Below are 21,764 nucleotides of genomic sequence, written 5' to 3'. Positions count from 1 at the left end.
TTTTTTATCCTGTTAAACCCAACACTGTTAGGAGCAAATCAATCATTTTAATGCCGATAAAAGGGACGATTAATCCACCTAACCCATAGATAATTACATTATTTCTGAGGAGTTGTGCCGCAGGAAGTCGGCGGTATTTTACTCCATGTAAAGCTAAAGGGATGAGGAACATAATGATAAGCGCATTAAAAATTACTGTAGAAAGCACTGCAGTTTGTGGCGTTTCAAGGTGCATGATATTCAGTACACTCAGGGCGGGATAAGTACTGGCAAATGCAGCAGGTAAGATGGCAAAATATTTGGCAATGTCATTCGCAATGCTAAAAGTCGTTAGGGCGCCACGCGTCATGAGTAATTGCTTACCTATTTCAACTACTTCAATTAACTTGGTTGGATTTGAATCCAGATCAACCAAATTACCGGCTTCTTTTGCAGCTTGAGTTCCTGAATTCATGGCTACCGCAACGTCGGCCTGTGCCAGTGCTGGTGCATCGTTGGTCCCATCACCGGTCATTGCTACCAAATGGCCTTGAGCTTGTAAGTCACGAATCAATTTAAGTTTATCTTCGGGTTTTGCATTGGCTAGAAAATCATCTACTCCTGCTTCACCGGCGATTGAGGCTGCCGTTAGCGGATTATCGCCGGTCACCATGATGGTTTTAATCCCCATTTGTCTTAGTTGGGCAAATCGTTCATGTATTCCTCCCTTAATGATGTCTTTAAGGCGAACAATTCCCAAGACATTTTTTCCTTCTGCCACAACCAGGGCTGTACTTCCTTGGCGTGAAATAATTTCCACATTCGTTTTCACATTCTCAGGAACGTAACCCCCCAGCTCCTTGATGTATTCTTCAATGGCTTCGGAGGAACCTTTACGAATTTGCCGGGCTCCAAGATTTGCACCACTCATACGGGTTTGAGCTGTAAAGGGAATAAACGTTGCATCGAGTTGGGAAAGTGCTCTGCCACGTAACTTATATTTTCTTTTGGCAAGAATGACAATACTTCGACCTTCGGGTGTTTCATCAGCAAGAGAAGCGAGTTGAGCTGCGTCAGCTAAATCCTTGACATCGACGCCTTCTGCGGGAATAAATTCGGTTGCCTGTCGGTTACCTAATGTAATCGTTCCGGTTTTATCCAGCAATAAAACGTCAATATCTCCAGCCGCTTCAACCGCGCGTCCAGATAAGGCAATGACATTGGCTTGAATCATGCGATCCATGCCGGAAATACCAATTGCTGAGAGGAGCCCGCCAATTGTTGTTGGTGCCAAACAAACAAAAAGAGCGACAAGGACTGTGATTGAAATTGCTGAACCTGCTTTAGTGACAGCCACACTAAACATTGAAAAAGAGAGCAGGGTACTACAAACGACCAAGAACACGATAGTTAATGCAGCCAGTAAGATCGTTAATGCCAGTTCATTGGGTGTTTTTTGTCTTTTAGCGCCTTCTACTAGAATAATCATTCGATCCAAGAAGGTTTCACCCGGATTAGAGGTAATACGGATAATAAGCCAATCTGAGATAATTTGAGTACCTCCAGTTACAGCACTTCGATCCCCGCCGCTTTCGCGAATTACTGGGGCGCTCTCACCGGTAATGGCACTCTCATTAACTGAGGCAATTCCTTCAATAATCTCTCCATCACTGGGAATAAAATCACCTGCTTCAACCAAAACCAAATCCCCTGCACGCAATTGCACGGACGGAATGATCGTGAATTTTGCACTTTTAGATGCTTTTGCTAATTTTTTAGCCTGAATTTCTTGTCGTGCGCGACGTAACTCTTCTGCCTGTGCCTTGCCTCGACCTTCTGCTATAGCTTCTGCAAAATTAGCAAACAGGAGTGTAAACCAAAGCCATAAACTAACAGCTAGAATAAACCACGGCGCAGCCTCTCCATGCCCGATCAGTGCTTGTATAAAAAGAAGGGTGGTGAAAATTGAACTCACGTAAACGGTAAACATGACCGGGTTTTTTATTTGGTTGTGAGGGGCTAATTTTAAAAACGAATCCAGTAGAGCGCCTCTAATAATCCTAAAATCCCAAATAGAATGTGATTTAGTGGCCATATTTCCCCCAAAGCATCAAATGCTCCACAATAGGACCAAGAGCAAGCGCTGGTAAAAAGGACAGTGCGCCGATAACAATGACAATACAAACCAGTAAAGTAATAAAAAGGGGGGTATGAGTGGCTAATGTGCCCAAACTGCTAGGAATTCTTTTTTTTCTAACGAGCGAGCCTGCAATTGCAAGTGCCGGAATAGCAAGCCAATATCGACTGATCAACATCAGCACGCCACCGATAATATTATAAAAAGGGGTATTGGCATCCAATCCCGCAAAAGCACTCCCATTATTATTTCCCATAGACGTAAATGCATAAAGTATTTCTGTAAAGCCATGTGCCCCAGGGTTGGCTATGGAGCTTCTTCCAGCCGAGGTTACTGCAGCATAGGCTGTTGTAATGAGGACAATTAAAGGCATAATTAAAACAGCGATGGAGGCCATTTTCATCTCAAAAGGCTCAATTTTTTTACCTAAATACTCAGGGGTTCTGCCCACCATAAGTCCTGCAATAAATACAGTGAGAATAACCATCATTAACATGCCATATAGTCCGGAGCCAACGCCGCCAAAGCTGACTTCTCCTAAATGCATCATCCATAAAGGAACTAATCCTCCCAGAGGAGTAAATGAATCGAGCATGGAGTTTACTGAACCGTTAGAGGCTGCTGTTGTAGCGGTTGCCCAAATTGCTGAGTTGACAATACCAAAACGTGTTTCCTTACCTTCCATATTGCCGGCAGGATAAAGTTCAGCTTGGACGATAGGGTTAATTCCCATTTGTTGAAATGAGGGATTTCCTGCTTGCTCGACTGCAACTTCGAATATCAGCCATGGAACAAAAAGAATGGACATGGCAATTAATATAGCCCAGCCTTGCCTTTTATCGCGAGCCATAGCGCCAAACGTAAAACAAAAAGCGGCAGGAATGAGCAAGATTGCGACCATTTCCAGAAAATTGGTCAATGGAGTAGGATTTTCAAATGGATGAGCAGAGTTAGTATTAAAAAAACCACCACCATTTGTACCCAGCTGTTTGATGGCAACTTGTGACGCTACCGGCCCCATAGGAATGATTTGTTCCGTTATTTTTACGGGTGTTGTTTCAGGGTTGCCCTGGTTATCAAGTACCGTTTTACCTGTGGCATCTGTTATTGGCTGTTTGTAGGTAAAGGCGTACGGTAAGCTGATTTTTTGATAGGGTTTAAAATTCTGAATGACTCCCTGAGAACACAGAACAAGTGCAAAAATCAGAGATAACGGCAATAAGATATAAAGTATTCCACGTACTGTATCTACCCAGAAATTTCCTAGGGTGTTCCTTTCATTTTTTACGATACCCCGTATTAGTGCAATGAGTAAGGACATGCCTGTCGCTGCTGAGATAAAATTTTGTGCGGTAAGTGCAACCATTTGAGTCAAGTAACTCATCGTGGTTTCACCACTGTAGGCTTGCCAGTTGGAATTGGTGGCAAAGCTTGCCGCAGTATTAAATGCAAGATCAGGCGAGGGGGAAGTAAACTCCTGAGGATTCAGTGGAAGATAAAATTGTATACGTTGTATGAGGTAAACGAACAGTAATCCCACCAAATTAACAAAGAGCATGGTAGATAAATAGGTTTTCCATCCCATTTCTTCTTGATTTTGAATACCACAAATCCTGTAGATCAATTGCTCAAACGGTCTTAAAACCGTATCTAATAAACAGGGGCGTCCTTGATAGACTTGGGCCATATACCAACCTAATGGTTTGACTAGCAGTAATAGGAAGATCAAATAAAATGCAATTTGCAGAAAACCAACTTTTGTCATAAGGGGTCCATTCCCATTTTAAATTAAATCGGCTCACCTAGAATAACTCAGGTTTGAATAACACAATTAGCAAATAAATTAACAAACATAAAGCAATTATTCCGCAGCTTAAATACAAACTCATGATTCACTCCTGGTTAGATAATCAAAGAATCGGATTAGCCCAAAGGATAAGCTAAAAAAGAATAGGATAAGAAAAATTAATAAAATATCCATTTGCTTGAGTGTCCATTATAGAAAGTATGTATTTAATTATAATTCTAATTCAGGTTTTAACTGTTTGATTATAGTGGTTATAGATTAAAAAAAACAATCGAACAAAATGAGTGGTCTAATCGTCTAGGTGTAGCATCCTCAGAACCTCTAAATGACGAGCGCAGCGAGGGATAACAGGAAGCTGCTGAACTGGGCCAAAACTCATAATCATAAGGGACCATAGGAAATAGAAAGAAAAAGGGCGTATTTTAAACGCCCTTTTATGGAATTTGGGATAGACAGTAAGATTGAGTACAGTCCTTTTTACCAAGGTGGACTCCTCTGGAGTGTTTTAGGCTTCTTAGTACATGCTAAGCTTGCACACCGCACTCTCACTCTGGCTCCCAAAGTAATAATGTTGGCTGAACAATGTGTACTGTCTATGATTCTATGATAGGCCAATATGAATTCTATTGCCACTTGATTTTGCTGATTTTTTGCAAAGATTTCGTTAAAATTGAACAGGTGCTTATTAATGTGTTGAATTAATGAAGAAAATTTAGCCTGGATTTTCGCTGCGCTGCACCCAGGCTACCGAATCGTTAACTACGACGCTGAATACCAAAAAAGGGGACACCAACGTAAGTTCTTCTCGCTGCGTGTCTTTGCGGTGGATTCTTGCTTGTTTGTAGAAAAATTTGGGTATAATAAAGTTTGCCTTGTTTGTCACGAGCAACACCAACACCAGTAATGTTATAATTACCCATGATATTTCTTCGATGTCCTGGGCTACGAACCCATTGGCTGACTACGATTTGAGCCGTTTTGTAGTTGTATGCGACATTCTCGGCGCCACCGCCAGTATTTTTAATTTGTGAACGCAGTTTGGCAATACGCTTTCCAAAGTCCTGATGGCCAAAAGGCATACGATGGTTGGCCATATCCTGAGAGTGTTTTTTGGCTTGGATTACAATCTTATTATCCATTGTAAGCTTAGATAAGCCGTGTTGCTGGCGGTATTGGTTAACATAGAATAAAACAGCGTTTTGAATGGCAGTATCATTTTCGACGGGCTTTACTGCAGAGCTTGCATAAGCACAAGGAAATAAATTAAGAAAAAGCGCGCTTAAAATAATTATTTTGGATTTTAAAGACATAGGTATTCTCTTCAACTGGAATAAAGGAAGGGAATGGTGACTAAAAAAAATTCATTTGTCTAGACTTGTTATGGGCTAAATAAAATCAAAATAAAAAAATAATACTCATTTTGATTTAAAAAAGGCAATTATTTGAGGGCATAAGTTAATGGCTTAAATTGGCTATAGCATCCTTTAAATCTTCAACCTCACCGGAATAATGAAAGTAAATACGTTTTTTTGAACAGTCGATGATGCAAAGTGGTTCTTGGGGTTGATCACCAAATTGTTTAAATACCCAAAATATTCCATCGCTATGCTGGTTTTCTATTTCTTTGAGCAAGTCTACCATTTTGTCATTTTCCAATGCAGAATGTGGGCAATTCAGACCTGATGTGCCGTGCTTTATTTTATAGGCATAATGTTGTTCTTTCATGATAATACTCCCTGAAAATCAATGGAGAAGAGGACCTATTTGCTTACATTATAGTCTACCAAAAGCCACATTTGGCGCATCTTGCGTGAAAAGGACTTTCAATCGGCACACCATCTGACATTTATCGGTAATTTTTTTTGCCGTCAACCCGAACGCATCGAGAGATCTCCCAGGAGGACGGGAATTTTTAAAGGTTAACCGATAAACCCAGGAGCACAGCGTGTAATGTAGGAATGTTCGATAACTGCTCTTTTTTAGAATAAGTTTCCAAATGAAAATTTGGACCATTACCACTAAATATTCCCTGATACAACAAACTAAGGCTAGCCAAAGCAGTAATTGGATAACCAAAACCTGCTTGTATTTCGCCTGCTAATTGGGAGATGTCATTAAGGGGAACACGATCATCACGCCAATGACGATAAGCCAGTCCTCCCTTTAGTTGAGCAAAAAAAGAACTATTTCCCAGGGGGTCGCTTTTGGTGGTAATTAATAAATCCAGCGTAGGAGCAAGAGTAGTTTGCATGGGTATCCATTTTTTAAGTGCCTGGAGTGTTTCTCGGGTCATGTTAAATTTTATCCGAGTCCCAGTTTGCAGTCCTAATTCCAAGCCCAATGCAATATTTCCTGCAAGCATCATTTCATTAGCGAGGGCTAATCGTCCTATTGGCGCATTTTTGTCTTTGGAAGATATTTGGTAATTGCCTGTACCCGCACTCGCAGAAACAGACCATGGCTGATCTTGTGATGTTAGTTTAGGGAAATAATCACCAGCGATTGCATTAAATGATAATAAAATTCCTATTATAATTAATTTCATATGCCATATCCCTAAATGAATTGTTCATAATCATACTTTTGCATGCCAATAATTTGAATTTTTTAGCCCCTAGTTCCATCACTGCAAAAGTACCTATGGGAATAGTAAACATAAAAAAACGGTAGGCACTTTAAGCATAATATGACCGCTTTTTTATTGAATTTGGCGGAGAGAGAGGGATTCGAACCCTCGATACGTTGCCGTATACACACTTTCCAGGCGTGCGCCTTCGACCGCTCGGCCATCTCTCCAATTCGGGCAAGCTTATACAGGTCGGATAATAAAATCAACCCTTGTACGGGCCTAAATTGATAACTTATCTACATAATTTATCATTGATATTGTATATACTATGAATATATGGCTCTAGAGTCTGTTAACAATTCATTTAATTGTTTTTTTTTAGACCAAGCAAATTGTTAACACGCACCCTTTAAAAGGATTAAATTATGTTAGCAAGAACTTTTATTATTATTTTAAGCCTTATTTCATCAAGTTCTCTTTGGGCTGCTATTACCTGTTATTACACTTTAGTTAAGGATAATTGTTGGACTAAATATGATGTATCTGTGGAAATCATGGATGCAGCATCAGGTAAAACTCTAACAACGGTAGCAGTCCCTTCTGGAAAATCTTGGATGCGTCAGACTTTCCCTTGCGAACCTGGGCAAAAACTAATGTATCGCGCTCAGTTTTCACCAGTTTTTTGGGAAAGTGACAAAGGGAAAACTTATATTGCTAAAAATTATTGGTCTTTGCCCAACAGCGTAAATCCTGGAGATTCAGCCTGGAATGTCACTGTTTGTTACCCAAGTGATTTTTCACTGGTCCCGCTGCCTCCCGATGCATCAGGAAATTGCAGTTGCAATTTTAATGACATCCCGGCGATACCACCAAAAAAGATATAAATGGCATTAATTTTTATCTTTGTGTATGATTCTCGTCACAACAAAAACTAATTTTTAGGAAGGATTTTTTCCTAATTTGTTGACGGAGCGACTGATGATTACTCTTAGAAACAAAATTGGTCAGATGTTAGTCATGGGGTTTGATGGCTGTGATATTCACAACAAAAGCCCTGTTGCTGAATGGCTATCGTCAGATGGATTAGGTGGCGTTCTGTTATTCGATTACGATATTTCTACAGATTTATATGGTAGAAATTTAAAAAATCAGGCACAAATCAAACGCCTAACACATCAACTGAATTATTATTCTTCAGAAATAAACTATAAAAACAATGAATTGCCTTTATTAATTGCGCTAGATTATGAAGGGGGAGCCATAGATCGTTTGTCACGCATCGAAGGATGTATGCCGACTATGAGTGCCTACACGATGGCACAATTATCTCCGGAAGCGCTGCAGGCAGAACTGACACAAATGGCATTTACCCTAAAGTCACTAGGATTTAATCTTAATTTCAGCCCAGTTGTTGATTTGCATCTCCAAGAAGAGCAGGGAATTATTGGCAGTTTACAACGTAGTTTTTCAACCAATCCTGGTGATGTAGTTCATTTGGCCAGAAAATTTGTTGATGTCTTTTCTCGTTATGGTATCGCATGTTGTTATAAACATTTTCCAGGACATGGTAGTGCTTTGGGTGATACTCATAAAGGTTTTGTGGATGTTACGAATACATTCCAAAAGGAAGAGTTGATTCCTTACTATCAATTAGCAAAAGAGGCTTATCAACCTACTATGATTATGACGGCGCATGTGGTGAATAAACAGTTGGATAAGCAAGGCTTACCTGCTACTTTATCCCATGCTATCTTGACAGGCTTATTGCGTGAGACTATTGGCTATGATGGAGTCATCATCGCTGATGATTTACAAATGCAGGCAATTACAGATCATTACTCACTTGAGGATGCCCTATGTATGACAATCAACGCAGGGGCTGATATGCTCATCTTCGCAAATCAATTAGCCAAAATTACCGCTCCAGAAGTGATTGAAGTAATTGAACGACTTGTTTTTGAGCAAAAATTAGAGCAACAACGTATCGAAGATGCCTACCGTCGGATCATGCGTTTAAAGCAACAAATTAAATGCATAGAGTTAGTTGATTAAGAACTCATAACACCTCTCCTGTTAGGGATACGTTCACCTAGGGAGATTACAGCTTTTTGACCCAGATTTATTGATAAATTATAGGGGTTAAGGTTTTAAAATCTCTTGACGAACAGGCTAGATGTGTTAGAATATTTCTTATTGTACATATTTTAATCAGACAGAGTATAAGGTCTTTATGTTAACTCACCCGAACCAAACAATGCACCGTTCAAACCTCGCTCATTTTAAACTTGTTTCTTGTTGTTGCTGCTAACTTAATCTCTTTATGTTCATTATGTTCATTTTTTTGATTTTTTAAGGATTCCCAACATGTGTGCAGCACATCAACAACAGAAAAAACTCATTTTCAGCACCCCTGTGATTTATGCTTTAATGATTGGTTTGGGTATTGCCAGTGGCATGTCAAATGTTGCTGTTTTGAAAGAAACAGGTCTATTGATTTCTGATTTATTTATTAAACTTTTTAAGTGCATCAGTTTACCCATTATTTCTTTATCCATCATCGTCACTTTGGCAAACTACAAAACTGATGGGTATATGAAAAAAATATGGCAACGTACAATAAAGTATACCTTTTCGACTACGGTAGTGGCTGCGGTGATCAGTTGTTTGCTTTATCTCATCATTCAACCCAGTTCGGTGCAAGTCAATTTGGATGCACAAGCAACCACATCAACGAGCAGTTTAGGTTATTTGGGGTATCTGGCGAATATCATACCCACTAATCTATTGTCTCCTTTTCTTGAACAACAAGTTATGGGGGTATTGTTCTTAAGTATTATTATCGGTATTGCGGTTCGTCAAATACCTGATGAAGAAGCACGTGATACCATCACGCGCTTTTTCCGAGGCGCGCACGGTATGTTCTTGGTGATGACGCGTTGGATTATCGCAGTAATTCCTTTAGGGTTGTTCGGCTTTATTACCTCAACAGTAGTTCAGTTGCGTTCGGGTATGGATATCAAAGGGATCGGTGAGTATTTACTGATCGTTGTTTTAGCCAATTTAGTCCAAGGTTTTGTCGTTTTACCTTTATGGCTAAAAAAGAATAATATTCAACCCTTTGCCGCAATGCGTTCTATGCTTCCTGCCTTGTCAGTCGCTTTTTTCTCCAAGTCTTCCGTAGGGACATTACCGGTCACCATGAATACTATAGAAAAGAATTTGCAGGTAAAGCCAGAAGTAAGCCGTTTTGTTTTACCTTTATGCACCAGCATTAACATGAATGGTTGTGCTGCCTTTATTTTTGCTACGGTAATTTATTTAATGCAGAATCATGGCATGCCCATTTCCTACGGTACCATGGTTTTGTGGATATTCGTTGCCACTGTTGCTGCTATTGGAAATGCTGGAGTACCTATGGGATGTTTCTTCCTGAGCATTAGCCTATTATCCAGTATGAACGTTCCCATCGTGCTCATGGGGGTTATTTTACCTTTCTATGGTTTAATTGATATGTTAGAAACTGCCTTAAATGTATGGTCCGATGCTTGTGTCACTAAGATCGTCAATGATAAAGCAATTGCCGAGGAGCAAGGCGAATTAAAACCGAGAAAAATAGCTTCCTATGAAGCCGAATTGGGTTAACTAGAATCCCCTTCATCCTGTGCATCATGAGGGATGAAGGGGAATTGTCTTGCATGACTCATTTCATAAGTTACAAAGCTGCTTTCGAAAGATTTTCCTCATTTTCTATTTTGCCTCCTGGATTCAAGCATCGATGGTTTTCATAAGGCTCGCAATAATGCGCAAAATACTGTTTAAAGTTAGATACAAATAGTTCCTCATTCTCCATAAGGAAAATTTTTTCGGGCTGTAATTCAACATAATTTGAATCTCTTAAGACCGGTTTATAAATGGAGCTTGCATGAGATGAAACCCATTTATCTAGGAAAGGGAGTATTTTATTTGGATCAGGAGTAAAGAAATTTTGATAGATATCACTGAGTAACTTATTTTTCATTTCATAGTTGCTTTTGAAGTAGAAATTACTCCGGTCTTTGTGATACTCGACAAAAGGAGGTCTATTCGGTTTTTTTTTCATTCCGGCAGCAACCTCTAAGGAAATGATGAGTCCTTTTGCGGATTCAATTTTATATTTCGTTCCCAATAAATCAGTGCCATTGTATTCGCTCAGATAGGATTCCAGGTAGGTCACTGCTTCATCATTTAAAGGATCAAAATAACTGTTGATTATGAATTGGGTTGCTAATCGAGTTTCCGGATTATAGTGACAACTAATATAAATCGCGTAAGAAAATTGTTCCTTCACTATTTTTTGCACTAAGATTTTATCAATTTGGTCATGTACTTCATCACAGGTGAGCTGTTGATTTTCTATGTTTTGATCCATGCGAATGATTTGTGTTGGAAAATCAATGCTGCGAATCAATGATTTATTTTTTTTTAAGTTATCGAGTTCATTGGAATAAGTGAGGGTTTGGTTGTTTTTATTCTCCGGGTTCTGTGAAATCATTAAGGTGGTCACATCATCATAAGTCTGACTGAAAACACATAGTGGCATTAAAATAAGAGGGGCGAGCAAATAATTAACTTTCATAAAAAAACTCCTTTTTAGTCAGCCCAGTATTGCATCCTGCAAGTTCTTAATTTTTAGACTGGGTTATTTTGAGTATAGTTGAGTGGGTGAAAATTATTCTTCATGTACATTTGCTCTCTGAGGAGGTTTTTCTAAAGGAATAGATATTCAAAATTGACACTTAGCTTGTTGGGTACTTTTTACCTTGAGGCATAAGAAATGACCTGTATGCAGTAATTGTAAAAAGTGATGACAGGCATTTATACAAATAGAACACGTGTGATAATATTTAACCCGAGAGAAATGGTTGCAATCTTCGGCAAGTGTTTACTGTCTGAATTGACAAGTATTTGTAACTCGGATTAAACGCTAATTCAGGTTACAAATACTTGTCAATTCAATACAAGAAACTCTTATATGTTGTAGCACTGCTTTTTTCAAGTTCAATGGAGATAAAGTGACTTCATTCAAGAACGGACTTTATATATTTAAATTTTAGGGAATAAAATGAAAACAATATTCGCGATAGTTAGTCCTGCCTATATTAAGGCAGGTAATAGTCTTACCGATTGGGCTTCTTATTTGATTTCTCCTCTTCATACCATGGCATTTGAGCAGGTTTGTGGATACTCGTTAGGCAATGAGGTCCTGTTTTTTGAAAAAATAGAAGATGCGAAGAAGCTCATGGAGGATGCAATCAAAGGTAAAAAATCTGATGCTACAATCACAATTCAAAAAGCGATTGTAGAGTTAGAAGCAGATGATGATGGAAAAATCACCAAATTTAATAAAATCCATACTGTTAATTTTGATAAACGCTTTGAACAAGCTGAAGATCATTTTTTCAAGGCAGTGCGAGTTCCTAAATGGAATGAACGAGCAATTGATGCTAAAAATGATGTCTCACCAGAGGCACTCTCTGAAATGAACATTCAGTATGAGATGAGTAAAAAAGCAGCCACTGAACTAACACAATAGGTGGTTCATTGTTGCAGTGATTCTGATTAGCATCGCGTAATTGGTTAGTGTACATCTTAGAGTTAACACGTGAGGAAAAAAGCTGTTTTAATCCCCTCACCCTAGCCCTCTCCCGACGCGGGAGAGGGGATTTTTTATGGACTATTTTTTATTCCTTCGCGGGAGAGGGGATTTTTATGGACTATTTTTTATCCCTTCGTTTCTTCAGGAAAAAGATTTTTTTGATCCCTTCACTTTTTCAGGAAAAAGATTTTTTTATCCCCTCGCCCCTTTGGGGAGAGGGTTGGGGTGAGGGGATAGTTACAAAACTCCTAAATTTCGTCGCACCAGTTATCGTTACAGCGCATCGGGTAAAAATCCCCCGGCTTGCATTTTCCACATACGGCTGTAATGACTCGGTATTTTGAGCAGTTCCTCGTGAGAACCATCTTCAATGATACGGCCTTTTTCAAAAACCAGGATGCGATCCATTTCAGATAAGGTGGAGAGTCGGTGTGCAATGACAATAGTTGTTCTGTTTTGCATTAACACATGCAAGCCATCCTGAATCAATTTTTCAGTCAACGAGTCCAGGGCTGAGGTTGCTTCATCAAGGATGAGAATTGGTGCATTTTTCAACATAGCGCGGGCGATGGCAATTCTTTGTCGTTGTCCACCCGATAATTTAATGCCACGCTCACCAACTAACGCATCATACTGCTCAGGAAGTTTGGAGATGAATTCATGGCAATGTGCTTTCTTTGATGCAGCAACTACTTCCGCATCTGTTGCATCAATACGGCCATAGCGAATGTTTTCCATTAAAGTGCGATGAAATAAGGTTACATCCTGAGGAATCATTGCAATATTTTCGCGTAGTGATTCCTGAGTTACCTCGCGAATATTTTGTCCATCAATCAAAATCTTACCTGACTCCACATCAAACAGGCGAAGAATCAAATTGACAAAAGTACTTTTTCCTGAGCCAGATAAACCGACCAGACCAATTTTTTGCCCGGGTTCAATCACGACGGATTTATTTTTAAAAAGGTGGGCTCCCTCATCATAGTGAAAGCTCACGTTTTGAAATTCAATACGGCCTTGAGTGACTTTAAGTGGCTGCGCATTGGGTTGATCCGTGATCTCATGCGGTTCTGAAATCAAGGTTAGGGCTTGTCTGCACTTTCCCAACTCTTCAGCAAAATGTACGAATTGGCTTGCCAGGTACCATAAATTATAGAAAATGCTGAGTGACAATGAGATAACGAAACTAAAATCACCAATTGATACTTGACCCTTAGTGTACATAACGACCAACATAGATAAATTAGCTGCAATCAACACGATAATACTCACATCCCAATAGATACGCATTTTCAAGATAGTCCATTGCATGGTCTGATCCTTATCGGTAGTATCCTGGGTTGCATTTCGAATCACTTGATTCTCAAAGTCTGCTCTAGAAAACAAGCGCAGGTTCGTGATATTACTTATGCTATCAACAATTTTTCCAACTAAAGTGGTTTTACTGGTCGCAAAAATATTAGAAAGATCTTGCACCGGCTTGAAATAAACGATTGCGACCCCCAAAAAAGTAATGGCCCAAATAAATAAAATCAAAGCAAATATCGGCTGCACAAGCAGCATGCTGATAATGGCAATAATGAGGCCGACAATTTGCGCGGCAGCATCATCGATTGTTGTAAAAACGGCGATGGTGCCCGCGGTCATATCAGATATTTTATTGGATAAACTGCCTGCAAAGTTATTTTGGAAAAAACGATGTGAGTGCTGATTCAAATAAGCAAACATGTTATTAACCAGGTCATAGCGTAAGTAGGGAAATAACTTCAATCGCAGCCAATCTGAAAGACGCATATCCAATGCAATTAAGATCCACAATGTAATATACACGATGATGTAGGGCTTTATCGCATCAAATAGGGCGGATTTATCTCCCGAAAATGCCGCAACCTTATCAATAATGAGTTTTAGCACATAAGGTGAAAGGGCATTATTAATTCCCCAATACGCAGCTGTGAGCAATAATCCAATAACATACCCACTGTAGGGTTTTATCAGATTCAGGAAAAAAGTGTTTAGCGAACTATTTTTTTTATTCATAATCTTTACTCAGTTTTGGGTACAACTATAGGGCGCTTAATCGCCCATCCTTAATTTCATACTGATCAGTTACTTGGATAGCATTCAAAAAATCAGCATCATGGGAAATAACAATCATGGCCCCAGGATAAACTTTGAGTACCTGAATGACATGAGCACGTGTTTCTCTATCCAAGTTGTTGGTCATTTCATCCAAAATCAGCATTTTGGGTGTAATCGCCGCAATGTGTGCCAAAGAGAGTCTAGCTTTTTCTCCACCAGATAAGGTTGAAACCAAGGCATTAACTTCTTCATTTTTTCGAAATAAAAAATCATTTAGATGCTCCCTAATTTCGGTATAGGATTTATGGATTAAGCAACCGCTTATCGCCTCCCATACTGTTTTCTCTGCTGGCAGCGTCGTGTAATGTTGATCAAGGTAGCCAATCTCATCCGCTTGAGGGACAGTCCAATTTCCTGTTTTTATTACAGACGGACTTCCTAAAATGGCTTTGAGTAAAGTGGATTTACCAGAGCCGTTATCGCCACAAATCGCAATCCGATCGCGTGCTTTGATTGAAAAGCTCAACTCACGCAAAATGGAGTTATTTTCAACATAACCAACAGTGCCTTCACTGATTGTTACTAAGGTCTGGTTTGTTACAACTCCAGGTACAGCAAATTTGGGTTGAATCGTTTCGGGCAAGTACAGTTCTGATAAACGTTGGCTTAACTCGTCTTTCTTATGGTTGATTGCGCTTTTTCGACGTCCGGAAGTCTCTTGCGCATTCCTCGCTTTACTCTGTGAAACAATGGTTGGCCACTTCCGCTGCTGAATGTGCTTTTCACCTTGAGCTCTACTGCTCTTGGCTCGTACTTGTTCTTTCATCATGTCGACGTGCAGTTGCCTTTTCTGACGTATCAATTCCGCAAGTTCACCTTCAATCGCATGACGCTGAATCGTGATTTCGCGCAAGTAATCCTCATAACATCCGGTAAAAACATTGACTTTACCTTGATCAATATGCCAAATCGTATCCACAGTGGATTGCAATAATTCGATATCATGGGTCACCATAATCAAGGTTCCTCGATACTCAGAAAGCATTCTGATTAAAGAATGTCGATTTTTACGATCCAGGTGATTACTAGGCTCATCGAGCATTAAAAGATTTGGATCCGAAGCCAATGCCTGCGTCAATAATTTTTGAAAACGTTGTCCTCCACTTAATGAGTTATATTCTTCAATAACTTGGGGGACATAACCTCTATTCAATGCTTGAGGAAAATGGATGTCACCTTCGGTTGGTTGAATTACACCTGCAAGTATTTTGAGCAGAGTTGATTTTCCAGTGCCATTGCGTCCAATAATTGCAATGCGACTGCCGTTGGAAACTTGGCCACTGAAGTCCACAAAACATGTTTTGTGGGGGAAAGAAAGACTAAGATCTTCAAATCGAATAGGCTTATGCATCATGTAACTCTCTTAAGTATTCTAAATGGGCAGTGATTTTTACTGCTTCCGTCATTGCCCGAAATAAAGGGCGTACTTAAGAAATGATGTCCATGATAGTTTAAGCCTCTTAGAGATGTGCTTGTTAAATATTGGGTACAATTGTATCCGATTGCATGATTATCTGTCAATCCTCAGAGAAGGGGGCTGGATTGTTTCTTCTAGATGGGGAATCAGTTCCTTGCAATGTCTCATCACCCGTTGTTCTTCTGGAGGTAACTGCAAATAATCACCATATTGTTGAATCAGGAACGCTTCGGCGTTACGAGGGATATTAAATTCTTTAGTTTCAAAAGAGACGCGCTGCAATGGATAAATTTCTTCTTTTTTAATTAAATTTTTGCCTACGCAATTATAACCTCGCCCTATATATGGGCTATGACTGGCATTTGCCTGATGAATGATTTTCTGCAAACCCCACTCGAGCAGAGGCTTTGGAAAAAATGAGGCGATTAATTTATAGAGGGTAGGATAGTGTCCTATTTTTACTTTACTGTATTTTGTGCTTAATAAACGGGAGAGCTTTTTGGCATAGAATTTGTAACGCTTACGTTGTTTTGGGTCTACGGGCATCCTGTCATAGACAAATACATCAATAAAGATACCTTGAACGTATGGCTCGTTACCTTTTTCGTGTTTTTCAATAAAACGACTGGCACGATCTCTGATTTTTAAAGGCGTAGCCATATTAAAATAGCCTGGGTCACTATGGATTGTTTGCAACCACATCCAGTTTGGAATCTCTGATGGAGCGACACGTAGAAATTGTTCATAGCTGGCGCGTGGCATGGCAATATCCACATCATCATCCCAGGGAATAAACCCTTGATGGCGAACAGCACCTAAAAGAGTACCCGCATCAAGCCAATAATCCAAACCATGTTTTCTGCAGATAGAGTCTATGACTTCCAGCATGGTGAGCATTTTTAGCTGCGCTTGGCGTAATCGGCCATCTTGAAATGCAGTATCTGCTGAATAGGGATTTGAATTTTTTGCTAATGTCATAAATTATTCTTCTTATAATGACAACGGCCGTTATATTAGCAAAATAATTTTGAATCATTAACCATTATGGAAAAAAAATTATAGGTAGTGGCTTAAGACATTGAATTTAAATTAAATTGTGAAAAAATCTGTTAGCAGGCTTTAATCTCACATAATTGATTAAAATTCTTTTCCATTTTGGAGGCTCCTGCAGCGGATTCTGTTTGATTAAAAAATCGAAACCGATCCGTTGCAAGATAATGAATAAAGCCGACTAAGGGGTAGAGAACAATAAGAGAACACAGGACTACCCCAATTTCTGCCCAAATGTAGTTGCAGTCTCGATGAATATTAAGCAATTCTTGATTTTGATCTAAACTTTCCTTGCATTGTATGCTGCATGCAGCGAAAGCGTCTCTTTGTTGTAAAGGAGGCATCATAGCGGCTTGATAGGTTTTCTGTCTTAAGTTGTGGGCCAGTTCACAAAGTGCATTTCCCTCATGTTCCTGATCATAGGACATCAGGAGTTTTCCTTTATTTTCGAGATGCCTGAGATAGGCATAAATTTCATTTAACTGTTTTTGTTTCTCTGCATTTTCCGTAAAAACTGGATAAGGAAAACCACAAAGATCAATATTGTGTTTGATTAGAGACTCTTTGCATTGTTCGACAGCTTGTTTCATTGGCGTCAAATTACTCGCATCAGATTGTTTTACTGCACCCATTAAACGATGTCGCAATTCGTTTGCTAATCCGTCGTCTGTTTCTGCCAATTGCCTTAGGTAGGCAAGCATGCGATCCAATGGCTTTTGGGATTTTAGTGTGGGGGCGATCACCACTTCATCAAGCAGTAAGTAATCACTGAAACGAATAGATCGCATATTGATTAACGCGTTGATAATCTCAGGTCTATCCGGTTCATTCGACCATATCGCGTAGAGGAAATCCCCTAATGCCCTAACATCATAATTGAGCCAACCGATATTTAATCTTGGGGAATAATACGCCAGGCCGTAGTCAATAACACTTACGGTAAATAGGTTTTGTGATGACAGGGGATCGTAATGTATTAAAATATTATTTCCATGAAGATCCTTATGAATGATTTTTCTATCAATAAGCTGTTCTTTGATTGCATGGGTTATTGCTTGAGTTAATTCTAATTTTTTCTTTCGGGTTAGCGTTCGATCGTATTGATGTAAAAAACTAGCCAACGTTTGCCCCGGCATTTCCCGCATTACCAGGTAAGACTGGGTCGGCGCTTTCATATGTAAATGTTCGGCATAATGTCCTACGTTATACTCGCGCAAGGCATCATTAGGATCGAGAAACTTTACAACTCGATGTTTATCTTGAACCTGGAAGGTATCTGCTTTACCACGACTGATTGTGCAGGAAATGCGGTATACTGCTCCATATTTTCCTGCGCCGAGACGCTTTGAGGATGGCATTTCATAGGCGTAGCCATGAGCAGGATTTTTTCTTTTTCTTACAAAAACAGGTTGTTGAATGGTAAACGAAGCGCCGTTATAGGTAAATTCTTCATTCGGCTTCCAAACTTCCTTTCCTTGGAGACGTTGATTTTCTAGAAAGTTCCAAATCCATTCATTTTTGGCAATATTTTGCGAATCGATAACAAAAGGCATAATAAAGGAATAAATTTATCCAGGCTGTATTATAATTTAATTCTTACACAATGTATTAATATTTTTCATTTTTGTTATAAATTGACCCTGATAAACATCTGATAAGGAACAATCCCTGTGCAATTATTTACTGATATTGGTCCAATGTTGATTCAATATAAAGGAGCGAACACCCAAGGCCGACGAGCCATGATGGTCGATAAAATGGCAGAGCTCAAAAAACTTGCGAATGAAGTAATTGATACGAGCCAAGTAAAGGCACGTTATAAAGAGTTAGCGTATGCCGCCACACTCATTAATTATGCTGATGTGTTGCAACGCATGGAAAATCAGCGCTATTTTGACATTTTATTCGATTTTTATAATATGGAGATGGATGACGCATTAAATGCCTGGTTTGAGTTTGGTAGTACCCCGGGGCAAATGCGATTGAAACTGCCAATTCCTGAGTATACCCCAGAAATCTGGGAAAAATTTCGTGATGCTCAAAAAGCCCACTTAAGGAGAACGAATAAAGCGCATCTTTTTAATTTGGATCAGCTCAATATTGCCCATCCCCCCGCCAATCAACTCTATCCAATTCAGATTCAAATGGGTGGTTCTCTTAAAAATGAAGCGGTGGATAGAATTCATGTCGATGCACAGGGGCGAATTCGTTTTGCAAATCATCACGGTTTTTATCTTTTACCTGGGGGCGGGATGATTGAAATAAACAACGCCACCAAAATGGATGATTGGGAGCGAAAAATGCTGGAGGAGCACCTGGAGGAAGAGCATGCGAATCTCTATTTAAAGGCAGCTGAACTCTATGATCGATTAACCCCAGATGATTTCAATGCTGCATTAACCAAAGTATTTTCGAGCAAGCAAACTCAATCTTTATCTGCCGAGTTATGCAGTTGGTTACACGATCAAATGGTTACCAAAGGAAAAAATTCTGTTCGTCTGCACAAGATTGTAGTTGAACTCGATAATCAAATAGAGACGATGAAAAAGGAGATACTTACTTCGCGCAATAAGACTGCAGAAAATCAAGTAAAACAACAAAATAGACTTAGATCATTGGTGGAGTTACGTGCTCTAGTTCAGGTGCAAACTTTCGAATTATGTCCATTATTTACTGAAGCCTTGGAATACATAAAGAAAAACTCAATTTGTGTTGATATTCAGCAATATTTAGATACTCGAGTACTTGGCGGTTCACAAATTTCCCATAGCTTTATTATGAGAGGAAAGCCTTTAGAAGAGTGGTTTGCCGCGAAATTTAAAGGCATTGATGGAGAATGTGGGGATGATCTATCTGGCGCTGAAATTGAGCGATTGACTTTATTTGAAGCGTTGAGCAAATTTAGAAAAATTAAATTCTCCCATTTATTAATTGGATTAGCTGCTTATCAAGAATATCTCGATATGGGAATATTACTCGTCGAAAACATTTGGGATGAGACGCAATTTATCAAAGCCCGCAAAATCATACTTAACGAATTGGCCAACTTATTTCCAACGTCATCGCAAGTGTAGGGAGAGATCTCTTATCCAATAGCACTGTTCTCAGATAGGGAGATCCCTCGATAGGCTCATGATGAGGGGATTTTTTTAATTAGGGAAGCATTGATTTATCAAAAATTAAAAACGAAAATAACCCTCCAACTTTTCTCGAGCAATTATTGTGTGAAATGAGTCTTCTATGTCAGACCCTTTAAATCGTTATTATCTACAGGCTATGGGAATCGATCTCTGGGAGCTACGAAGAGCGCATCCCTCTTGTGAACAAGGATTATCTGCTTTAGCCAAAGAGGTGGCTGCATGCACGCGATGTTCTTTACATAAAACCCGCACGCAAACTGTTTTTTTTCGTGGCAGTCCGAACGCAAAATTAATGATTATTGGTGAGGCTCCAGGCTTTTATGAGGATCAGCAAGGTTTACCTTTTGTCGGTAAAGCAGGAAATTTATTGAATCAAATGTTGCACAGCATTGAGATGCAGGAACACGATGTCTACATCGCCAATGTTTTGAAATGTAGGCCACCCGATAATAGGGATCCTCAGATCGAGGAAATTACTCAATGCAGTTCTTATCTTGCACGGCAAATTGAGCTGATTCAGCCGCATTTGATCCTGGCTTTAGGACGCTTTGCTGGTCAATTTTTACTGAATCAACCATTGCCCCTGAAACAATTGCGAAACACACTCCATCATTACAATAATATTCCTTTTATCGTCAGCTATCATCCTGCTTACCTTTTACGAAATCCAGCCGATAAGAAAAAAGCATATCGTGATTTATTAACGGTAAAACAGCTGTTAATAAAACAGTAGGCTTAAATGTTTTGTATAAAAAATTGATTATTTGGTGCGTATTTTTACGTATTGATGTAATTTGAATGCGTTTTTATACTATGAGTAGATTCAAAGCTTATTGGAAGCCACGCATGGGAGAAAAATGATGAATCAACCTAAACGTATTTTTATTGTCGGTCTACCTGGTGCAGGCAAGGGCTTATTCGCAAAGCTTCTGGCTGAAAAACTGGGCTGGGAGTTTATCGATGCGGATCTTGGAATCGAATATCATATAGGGCGTACTTTGCATGAGATTTTCGGCGCCGAGGGACAAAAAAATTTTTACCAATGCCAAAAAGAAGTATTGATGGGGTTACGCGCTAAAGAAAATATTGTAGCAACCACTGATGCCAGCATTATTGATGATGAAGCAATTCAAGAATTGTTGTCTTCGGAGTTTGTCGTATTTTTACAAGTCAGCACTGACGTACAACTAGGACGAATTTCACGAAATCCGCTGCCATTATTAACGACTGACCTCAAAACTTTTTTTGATTCGCTGCATAGCAAGCGCGATCACCTATTTGAAAAGGTAGCGAGTATCTCTCTTGATACGGATGATAATGCCTTGGAAGAACATGTATTTAATACTCTTAAGTGTGTTGCTGAAAACGAAACAGAACAAGCAAAACCAGTCTCATTAAATGAAAAGGATATGGTGCTGTTTCATAAATCGTCCCATTTACCCATGCGCTTAACGGGGCAGCAAGCCGTCTGTGTTAGATTACTTGCTCAGGGAAAAAGTTCCAAAGAAATCGCCCGAGATATCAATATCTCTTACCGAACTGTAGAAGGGACTTTAGCTAAGACAATGGAATTATTAGGTTGTTCTTCCAGTAAGGAGTTGATTGTTTTATATCATGATAAGCCATGATCATGGCTGTTAAAAATGAACTTCCAATTGTAACCTAGGTGTTTTTGTAGTCCTGACCAGCACACCCTATTCGGCAATCTTTGCATATCACTCCTAGGTTATAGTTACAGAAGACAGATTTTTTATCTCAATTTATTAGTTTAACATTAAGTCAATAAATTTATTGTCCGAACAAAAAGACAATATATATCAAATCACATAGAGCGAAATAATGGTGAGAATAATTATGACTCCACAAAGATTACAACAAAAGAAAGAAG

The 21,764-nt window shown here is 39.3% G+C and carries 18 protein-coding genes, 1 tRNA gene and 1 other RNA gene; 7 read left to right on the top strand and 13 right to left on the bottom strand.

Features of this window, described 5'->3' with window-relative positions; all coding sequences use genetic code 11:
- Positions 1–4 precede the first annotated feature (4 nt).
- The 8 genes from kdpB to OQJ13_RS04150 form a co-directional block, all read right to left on the bottom strand.
- Entirely contained in the window at positions 5–2,074 is a 2,070-nt protein-coding gene (gene kdpB, locus OQJ13_RS04180) for a potassium-transporting ATPase subunit KdpB (RefSeq protein ID WP_265709388.1), read from the bottom strand.
- The gene (gene kdpA / locus OQJ13_RS04175) at positions 2,064–3,881 is read right to left on the bottom strand and encodes a potassium-transporting ATPase subunit KdpA (RefSeq protein ID WP_265709387.1); all 1,818 of its coding nucleotides are present in this window, start codon (positions 3,879–3,881) and stop codon (positions 2,064–2,066) included. Before kdpA ends, kdpB begins: the two co-directional genes overlap by 11 nt.
- A gap of 37 nt (positions 3,882–3,918) precedes the next feature.
- Positions 3,919–4,005 carry a potassium-transporting ATPase subunit F gene (locus tag OQJ13_RS17065; RefSeq protein ID WP_081776841.1) on the bottom strand — a complete coding sequence of 29 codons (87 nt, stop codon included), beginning with the start codon at positions 4,003–4,005 and terminating at the stop codon, positions 3,919–3,921.
- 369 nt (positions 4,006–4,374) lie between these two features.
- Positions 4,375–4,517: non-coding RNA, 6S RNA (gene ssrS / locus OQJ13_RS04170), on the bottom strand.
- A 161-nt stretch (positions 4,518–4,678) separates the two neighbouring features.
- Positions 4,679–5,233: a CAP domain-containing protein gene (locus tag OQJ13_RS04165; protein ID WP_265709386.1), complete on the bottom strand. Its 555-nt coding sequence runs from the start codon at positions 5,231–5,233 to the stop codon at positions 4,679–4,681.
- A 145-nt stretch (positions 5,234–5,378) separates the two neighbouring features.
- Positions 5,379–5,648, bottom strand: a complete 270-nt coding sequence (locus OQJ13_RS04160; protein WP_265709385.1) for a hypothetical protein — start codon at positions 5,646–5,648, stop codon at positions 5,379–5,381.
- A 187-nt stretch (positions 5,649–5,835) separates the two neighbouring features.
- Positions 5,836–6,468 carry a hypothetical protein gene (locus OQJ13_RS04155; RefSeq protein ID WP_265709384.1) on the bottom strand — a complete coding sequence of 211 codons (633 nt, stop codon included), beginning with the start codon at positions 6,466–6,468 and terminating at the stop codon, positions 5,836–5,838.
- Between the two features lie 163 nt (positions 6,469–6,631).
- Positions 6,632–6,719 (bottom strand) — tRNA-Ser (locus OQJ13_RS04150).
- 198 nt (positions 6,720–6,917) lie between these two features.
- On the opposite strand from OQJ13_RS04150, the gene OQJ13_RS04145 reads away from it, so the two are divergent.
- From OQJ13_RS04145 to OQJ13_RS04135, 3 genes are all read left to right on the top strand, one after another.
- Positions 6,918–7,376, top strand: a complete 459-nt coding sequence (locus OQJ13_RS04145; protein ID WP_265709383.1) for a hypothetical protein — start codon at positions 6,918–6,920, stop codon at positions 7,374–7,376.
- A 94-nt stretch (positions 7,377–7,470) separates the two neighbouring features.
- Positions 7,471–8,544, top strand: a complete 1,074-nt coding sequence (locus tag OQJ13_RS04140) for a glycoside hydrolase family 3 N-terminal domain-containing protein (RefSeq protein WP_265709382.1) — start codon at positions 7,471–7,473, stop codon at positions 8,542–8,544.
- Positions 8,545–8,856: 312 nt separating this feature from the next.
- Positions 8,857–10,134, top strand: coding sequence for a dicarboxylate/amino acid:cation symporter (locus tag OQJ13_RS04135; RefSeq protein WP_265709381.1), 1,278 nt, complete (start codon positions 8,857–8,859; stop codon positions 10,132–10,134).
- Positions 10,135–10,204: 70 nt separating this feature from the next.
- Here the strand turns inward: OQJ13_RS04135 and OQJ13_RS04130 are convergent, their stop codons facing one another.
- Positions 10,205–11,107, bottom strand: a complete 903-nt coding sequence (locus OQJ13_RS04130) for an Lpg0189 family type II secretion system effector (RefSeq protein ID WP_265709380.1) — start codon at positions 11,105–11,107, stop codon at positions 10,205–10,207.
- A 486-nt stretch (positions 11,108–11,593) separates the two neighbouring features.
- On the opposite strand from OQJ13_RS04130, the gene OQJ13_RS04125 reads away from it, so the two are divergent.
- Positions 11,594–12,064, top strand: coding sequence for a hypothetical protein (locus tag OQJ13_RS04125; RefSeq protein ID WP_265709379.1), 471 nt, complete (start codon positions 11,594–11,596; stop codon positions 12,062–12,064).
- Positions 12,065–12,400: 336 nt separating this feature from the next.
- Here OQJ13_RS04125 and OQJ13_RS04120 read toward each other — a convergent pair whose 3' ends face one another.
- The 4 genes from OQJ13_RS04120 to OQJ13_RS04105 form a co-directional block, all read right to left on the bottom strand.
- Complete coding sequence (locus tag OQJ13_RS04120; RefSeq protein WP_265709378.1) at positions 12,401–14,167, bottom strand: ABC transporter ATP-binding protein; 1,767 nt, start codon at positions 14,165–14,167, stop codon at positions 12,401–12,403.
- A gap of 25 nt (positions 14,168–14,192) precedes the next feature.
- Positions 14,193–15,623, bottom strand: a complete 1,431-nt coding sequence (locus OQJ13_RS04115; RefSeq protein WP_265709377.1) for an ABC-F family ATP-binding cassette domain-containing protein — start codon at positions 15,621–15,623, stop codon at positions 14,193–14,195.
- A 156-nt stretch (positions 15,624–15,779) separates the two neighbouring features.
- Positions 15,780–16,664 carry a LicD family protein gene (locus tag OQJ13_RS04110; RefSeq protein WP_265709376.1) on the bottom strand — a complete coding sequence of 295 codons (885 nt, stop codon included), beginning with the start codon at positions 16,662–16,664 and terminating at the stop codon, positions 15,780–15,782.
- 131 nt (positions 16,665–16,795) lie between these two features.
- Positions 16,796–18,289 (bottom strand): protein kinase, encoded by a 1,494-nt coding sequence (locus OQJ13_RS04105; RefSeq protein WP_265709374.1) that lies wholly within the window; start codon positions 18,287–18,289, stop codon positions 16,796–16,798.
- Between the two features lie 117 nt (positions 18,290–18,406).
- Between OQJ13_RS04105 and OQJ13_RS04100 the strand changes: the two genes are divergently transcribed.
- The 3 genes from OQJ13_RS04100 to OQJ13_RS04090 all read left to right on the top strand — a co-directional run bounded on the left by OQJ13_RS04100 (position 18,407) and on the right by OQJ13_RS04090 (position 21,504).
- A complete protein-coding gene (locus OQJ13_RS04100) occupies positions 18,407–19,810 on the top strand; it encodes a hypothetical protein (RefSeq protein WP_265709372.1) in 1,404 nt (467 codons plus the stop codon).
- A gap of 166 nt (positions 19,811–19,976) precedes the next feature.
- The gene (locus tag OQJ13_RS04095; protein WP_265709370.1) at positions 19,977–20,609 is read left to right on the top strand and encodes a uracil-DNA glycosylase; all 633 of its coding nucleotides are present in this window, start codon (positions 19,977–19,979) and stop codon (positions 20,607–20,609) included.
- 127 nt (positions 20,610–20,736) lie between these two features.
- Positions 20,737–21,504: a shikimate kinase gene (locus OQJ13_RS04090; RefSeq protein WP_265711882.1), complete on the top strand. Its 768-nt coding sequence runs from the start codon at positions 20,737–20,739 to the stop codon at positions 21,502–21,504.
- Positions 21,505–21,764: the final 260 nt, after the last annotated feature.

Origin of the sequence: Legionella sp. PATHC035, from assembly GCF_026191115.1 — a bacterium.
In the GTDB taxonomy this organism is placed as follows: Bacteria; Pseudomonadota; Gammaproteobacteria; order Legionellales; family Legionellaceae; genus Legionella.
Note: the sequence above shows the minus strand (reverse complement) of the source record. Positions and strands in the feature narration are given on the sequence as shown.

Coding starts and splice junctions, on each gene's coding strand:
- kdpB (WP_265709388.1), bottom strand. CDS start 2,074: ATGGCCACTAAATCACATTCTATTTGGGATTTTAGGATTATTAGAGGC.
- kdpA (WP_265709387.1), bottom strand. CDS start 3,881: ATGACAAAAGTTGGTTTTCTGCAAATTGCATTTTATTTGATCTTCCTA.
- OQJ13_RS17065 (WP_081776841.1), bottom strand. CDS start 4,005: ATGAGTTTGTATTTAAGCTGCGGAATAATTGCTTTATGTTTGTTAATT.
- OQJ13_RS04165 (WP_265709386.1), bottom strand. CDS start 5,233: ATGTCTTTAAAATCCAAAATAATTATTTTAAGCGCGCTTTTTCTTAAT.
- OQJ13_RS04160 (WP_265709385.1), bottom strand. CDS start 5,648: ATGAAAGAACAACATTATGCCTATAAAATAAAGCACGGCACATCAGGT.
- OQJ13_RS04155 (WP_265709384.1), bottom strand. CDS start 6,468: ATGAAATTAATTATAATAGGAATTTTATTATCATTTAATGCAATCGCT.
- OQJ13_RS04145 (WP_265709383.1), top strand. CDS start 6,918: ATGTTAGCAAGAACTTTTATTATTATTTTAAGCCTTATTTCATCAAGT.
- OQJ13_RS04140 (WP_265709382.1), top strand. CDS start 7,471: ATGATTACTCTTAGAAACAAAATTGGTCAGATGTTAGTCATGGGGTTT.
- OQJ13_RS04135 (WP_265709381.1), top strand. CDS start 8,857: ATGTGTGCAGCACATCAACAACAGAAAAAACTCATTTTCAGCACCCCT.
- OQJ13_RS04130 (WP_265709380.1), bottom strand. CDS start 11,107: ATGAAAGTTAATTATTTGCTCGCCCCTCTTATTTTAATGCCACTATGT.
- OQJ13_RS04125 (WP_265709379.1), top strand. CDS start 11,594: ATGAAAACAATATTCGCGATAGTTAGTCCTGCCTATATTAAGGCAGGT.
- OQJ13_RS04120 (WP_265709378.1), bottom strand. CDS start 14,167: ATGAATAAAAAAAATAGTTCGCTAAACACTTTTTTCCTGAATCTGATA.
- OQJ13_RS04115 (WP_265709377.1), bottom strand. CDS start 15,623: ATGATGCATAAGCCTATTCGATTTGAAGATCTTAGTCTTTCTTTCCCC.
- OQJ13_RS04110 (WP_265709376.1), bottom strand. CDS start 16,664: ATGACATTAGCAAAAAATTCAAATCCCTATTCAGCAGATACTGCATTT.
- OQJ13_RS04105 (WP_265709374.1), bottom strand. CDS start 18,289: ATGCCTTTTGTTATCGATTCGCAAAATATTGCCAAAAATGAATGGATT.
- OQJ13_RS04095 (WP_265709370.1), top strand. CDS start 19,977: ATGTCAGACCCTTTAAATCGTTATTATCTACAGGCTATGGGAATCGAT.
- OQJ13_RS04090 (WP_265711882.1), top strand. CDS start 20,737: ATGAATCAACCTAAACGTATTTTTATTGTCGGTCTACCTGGTGCAGGC.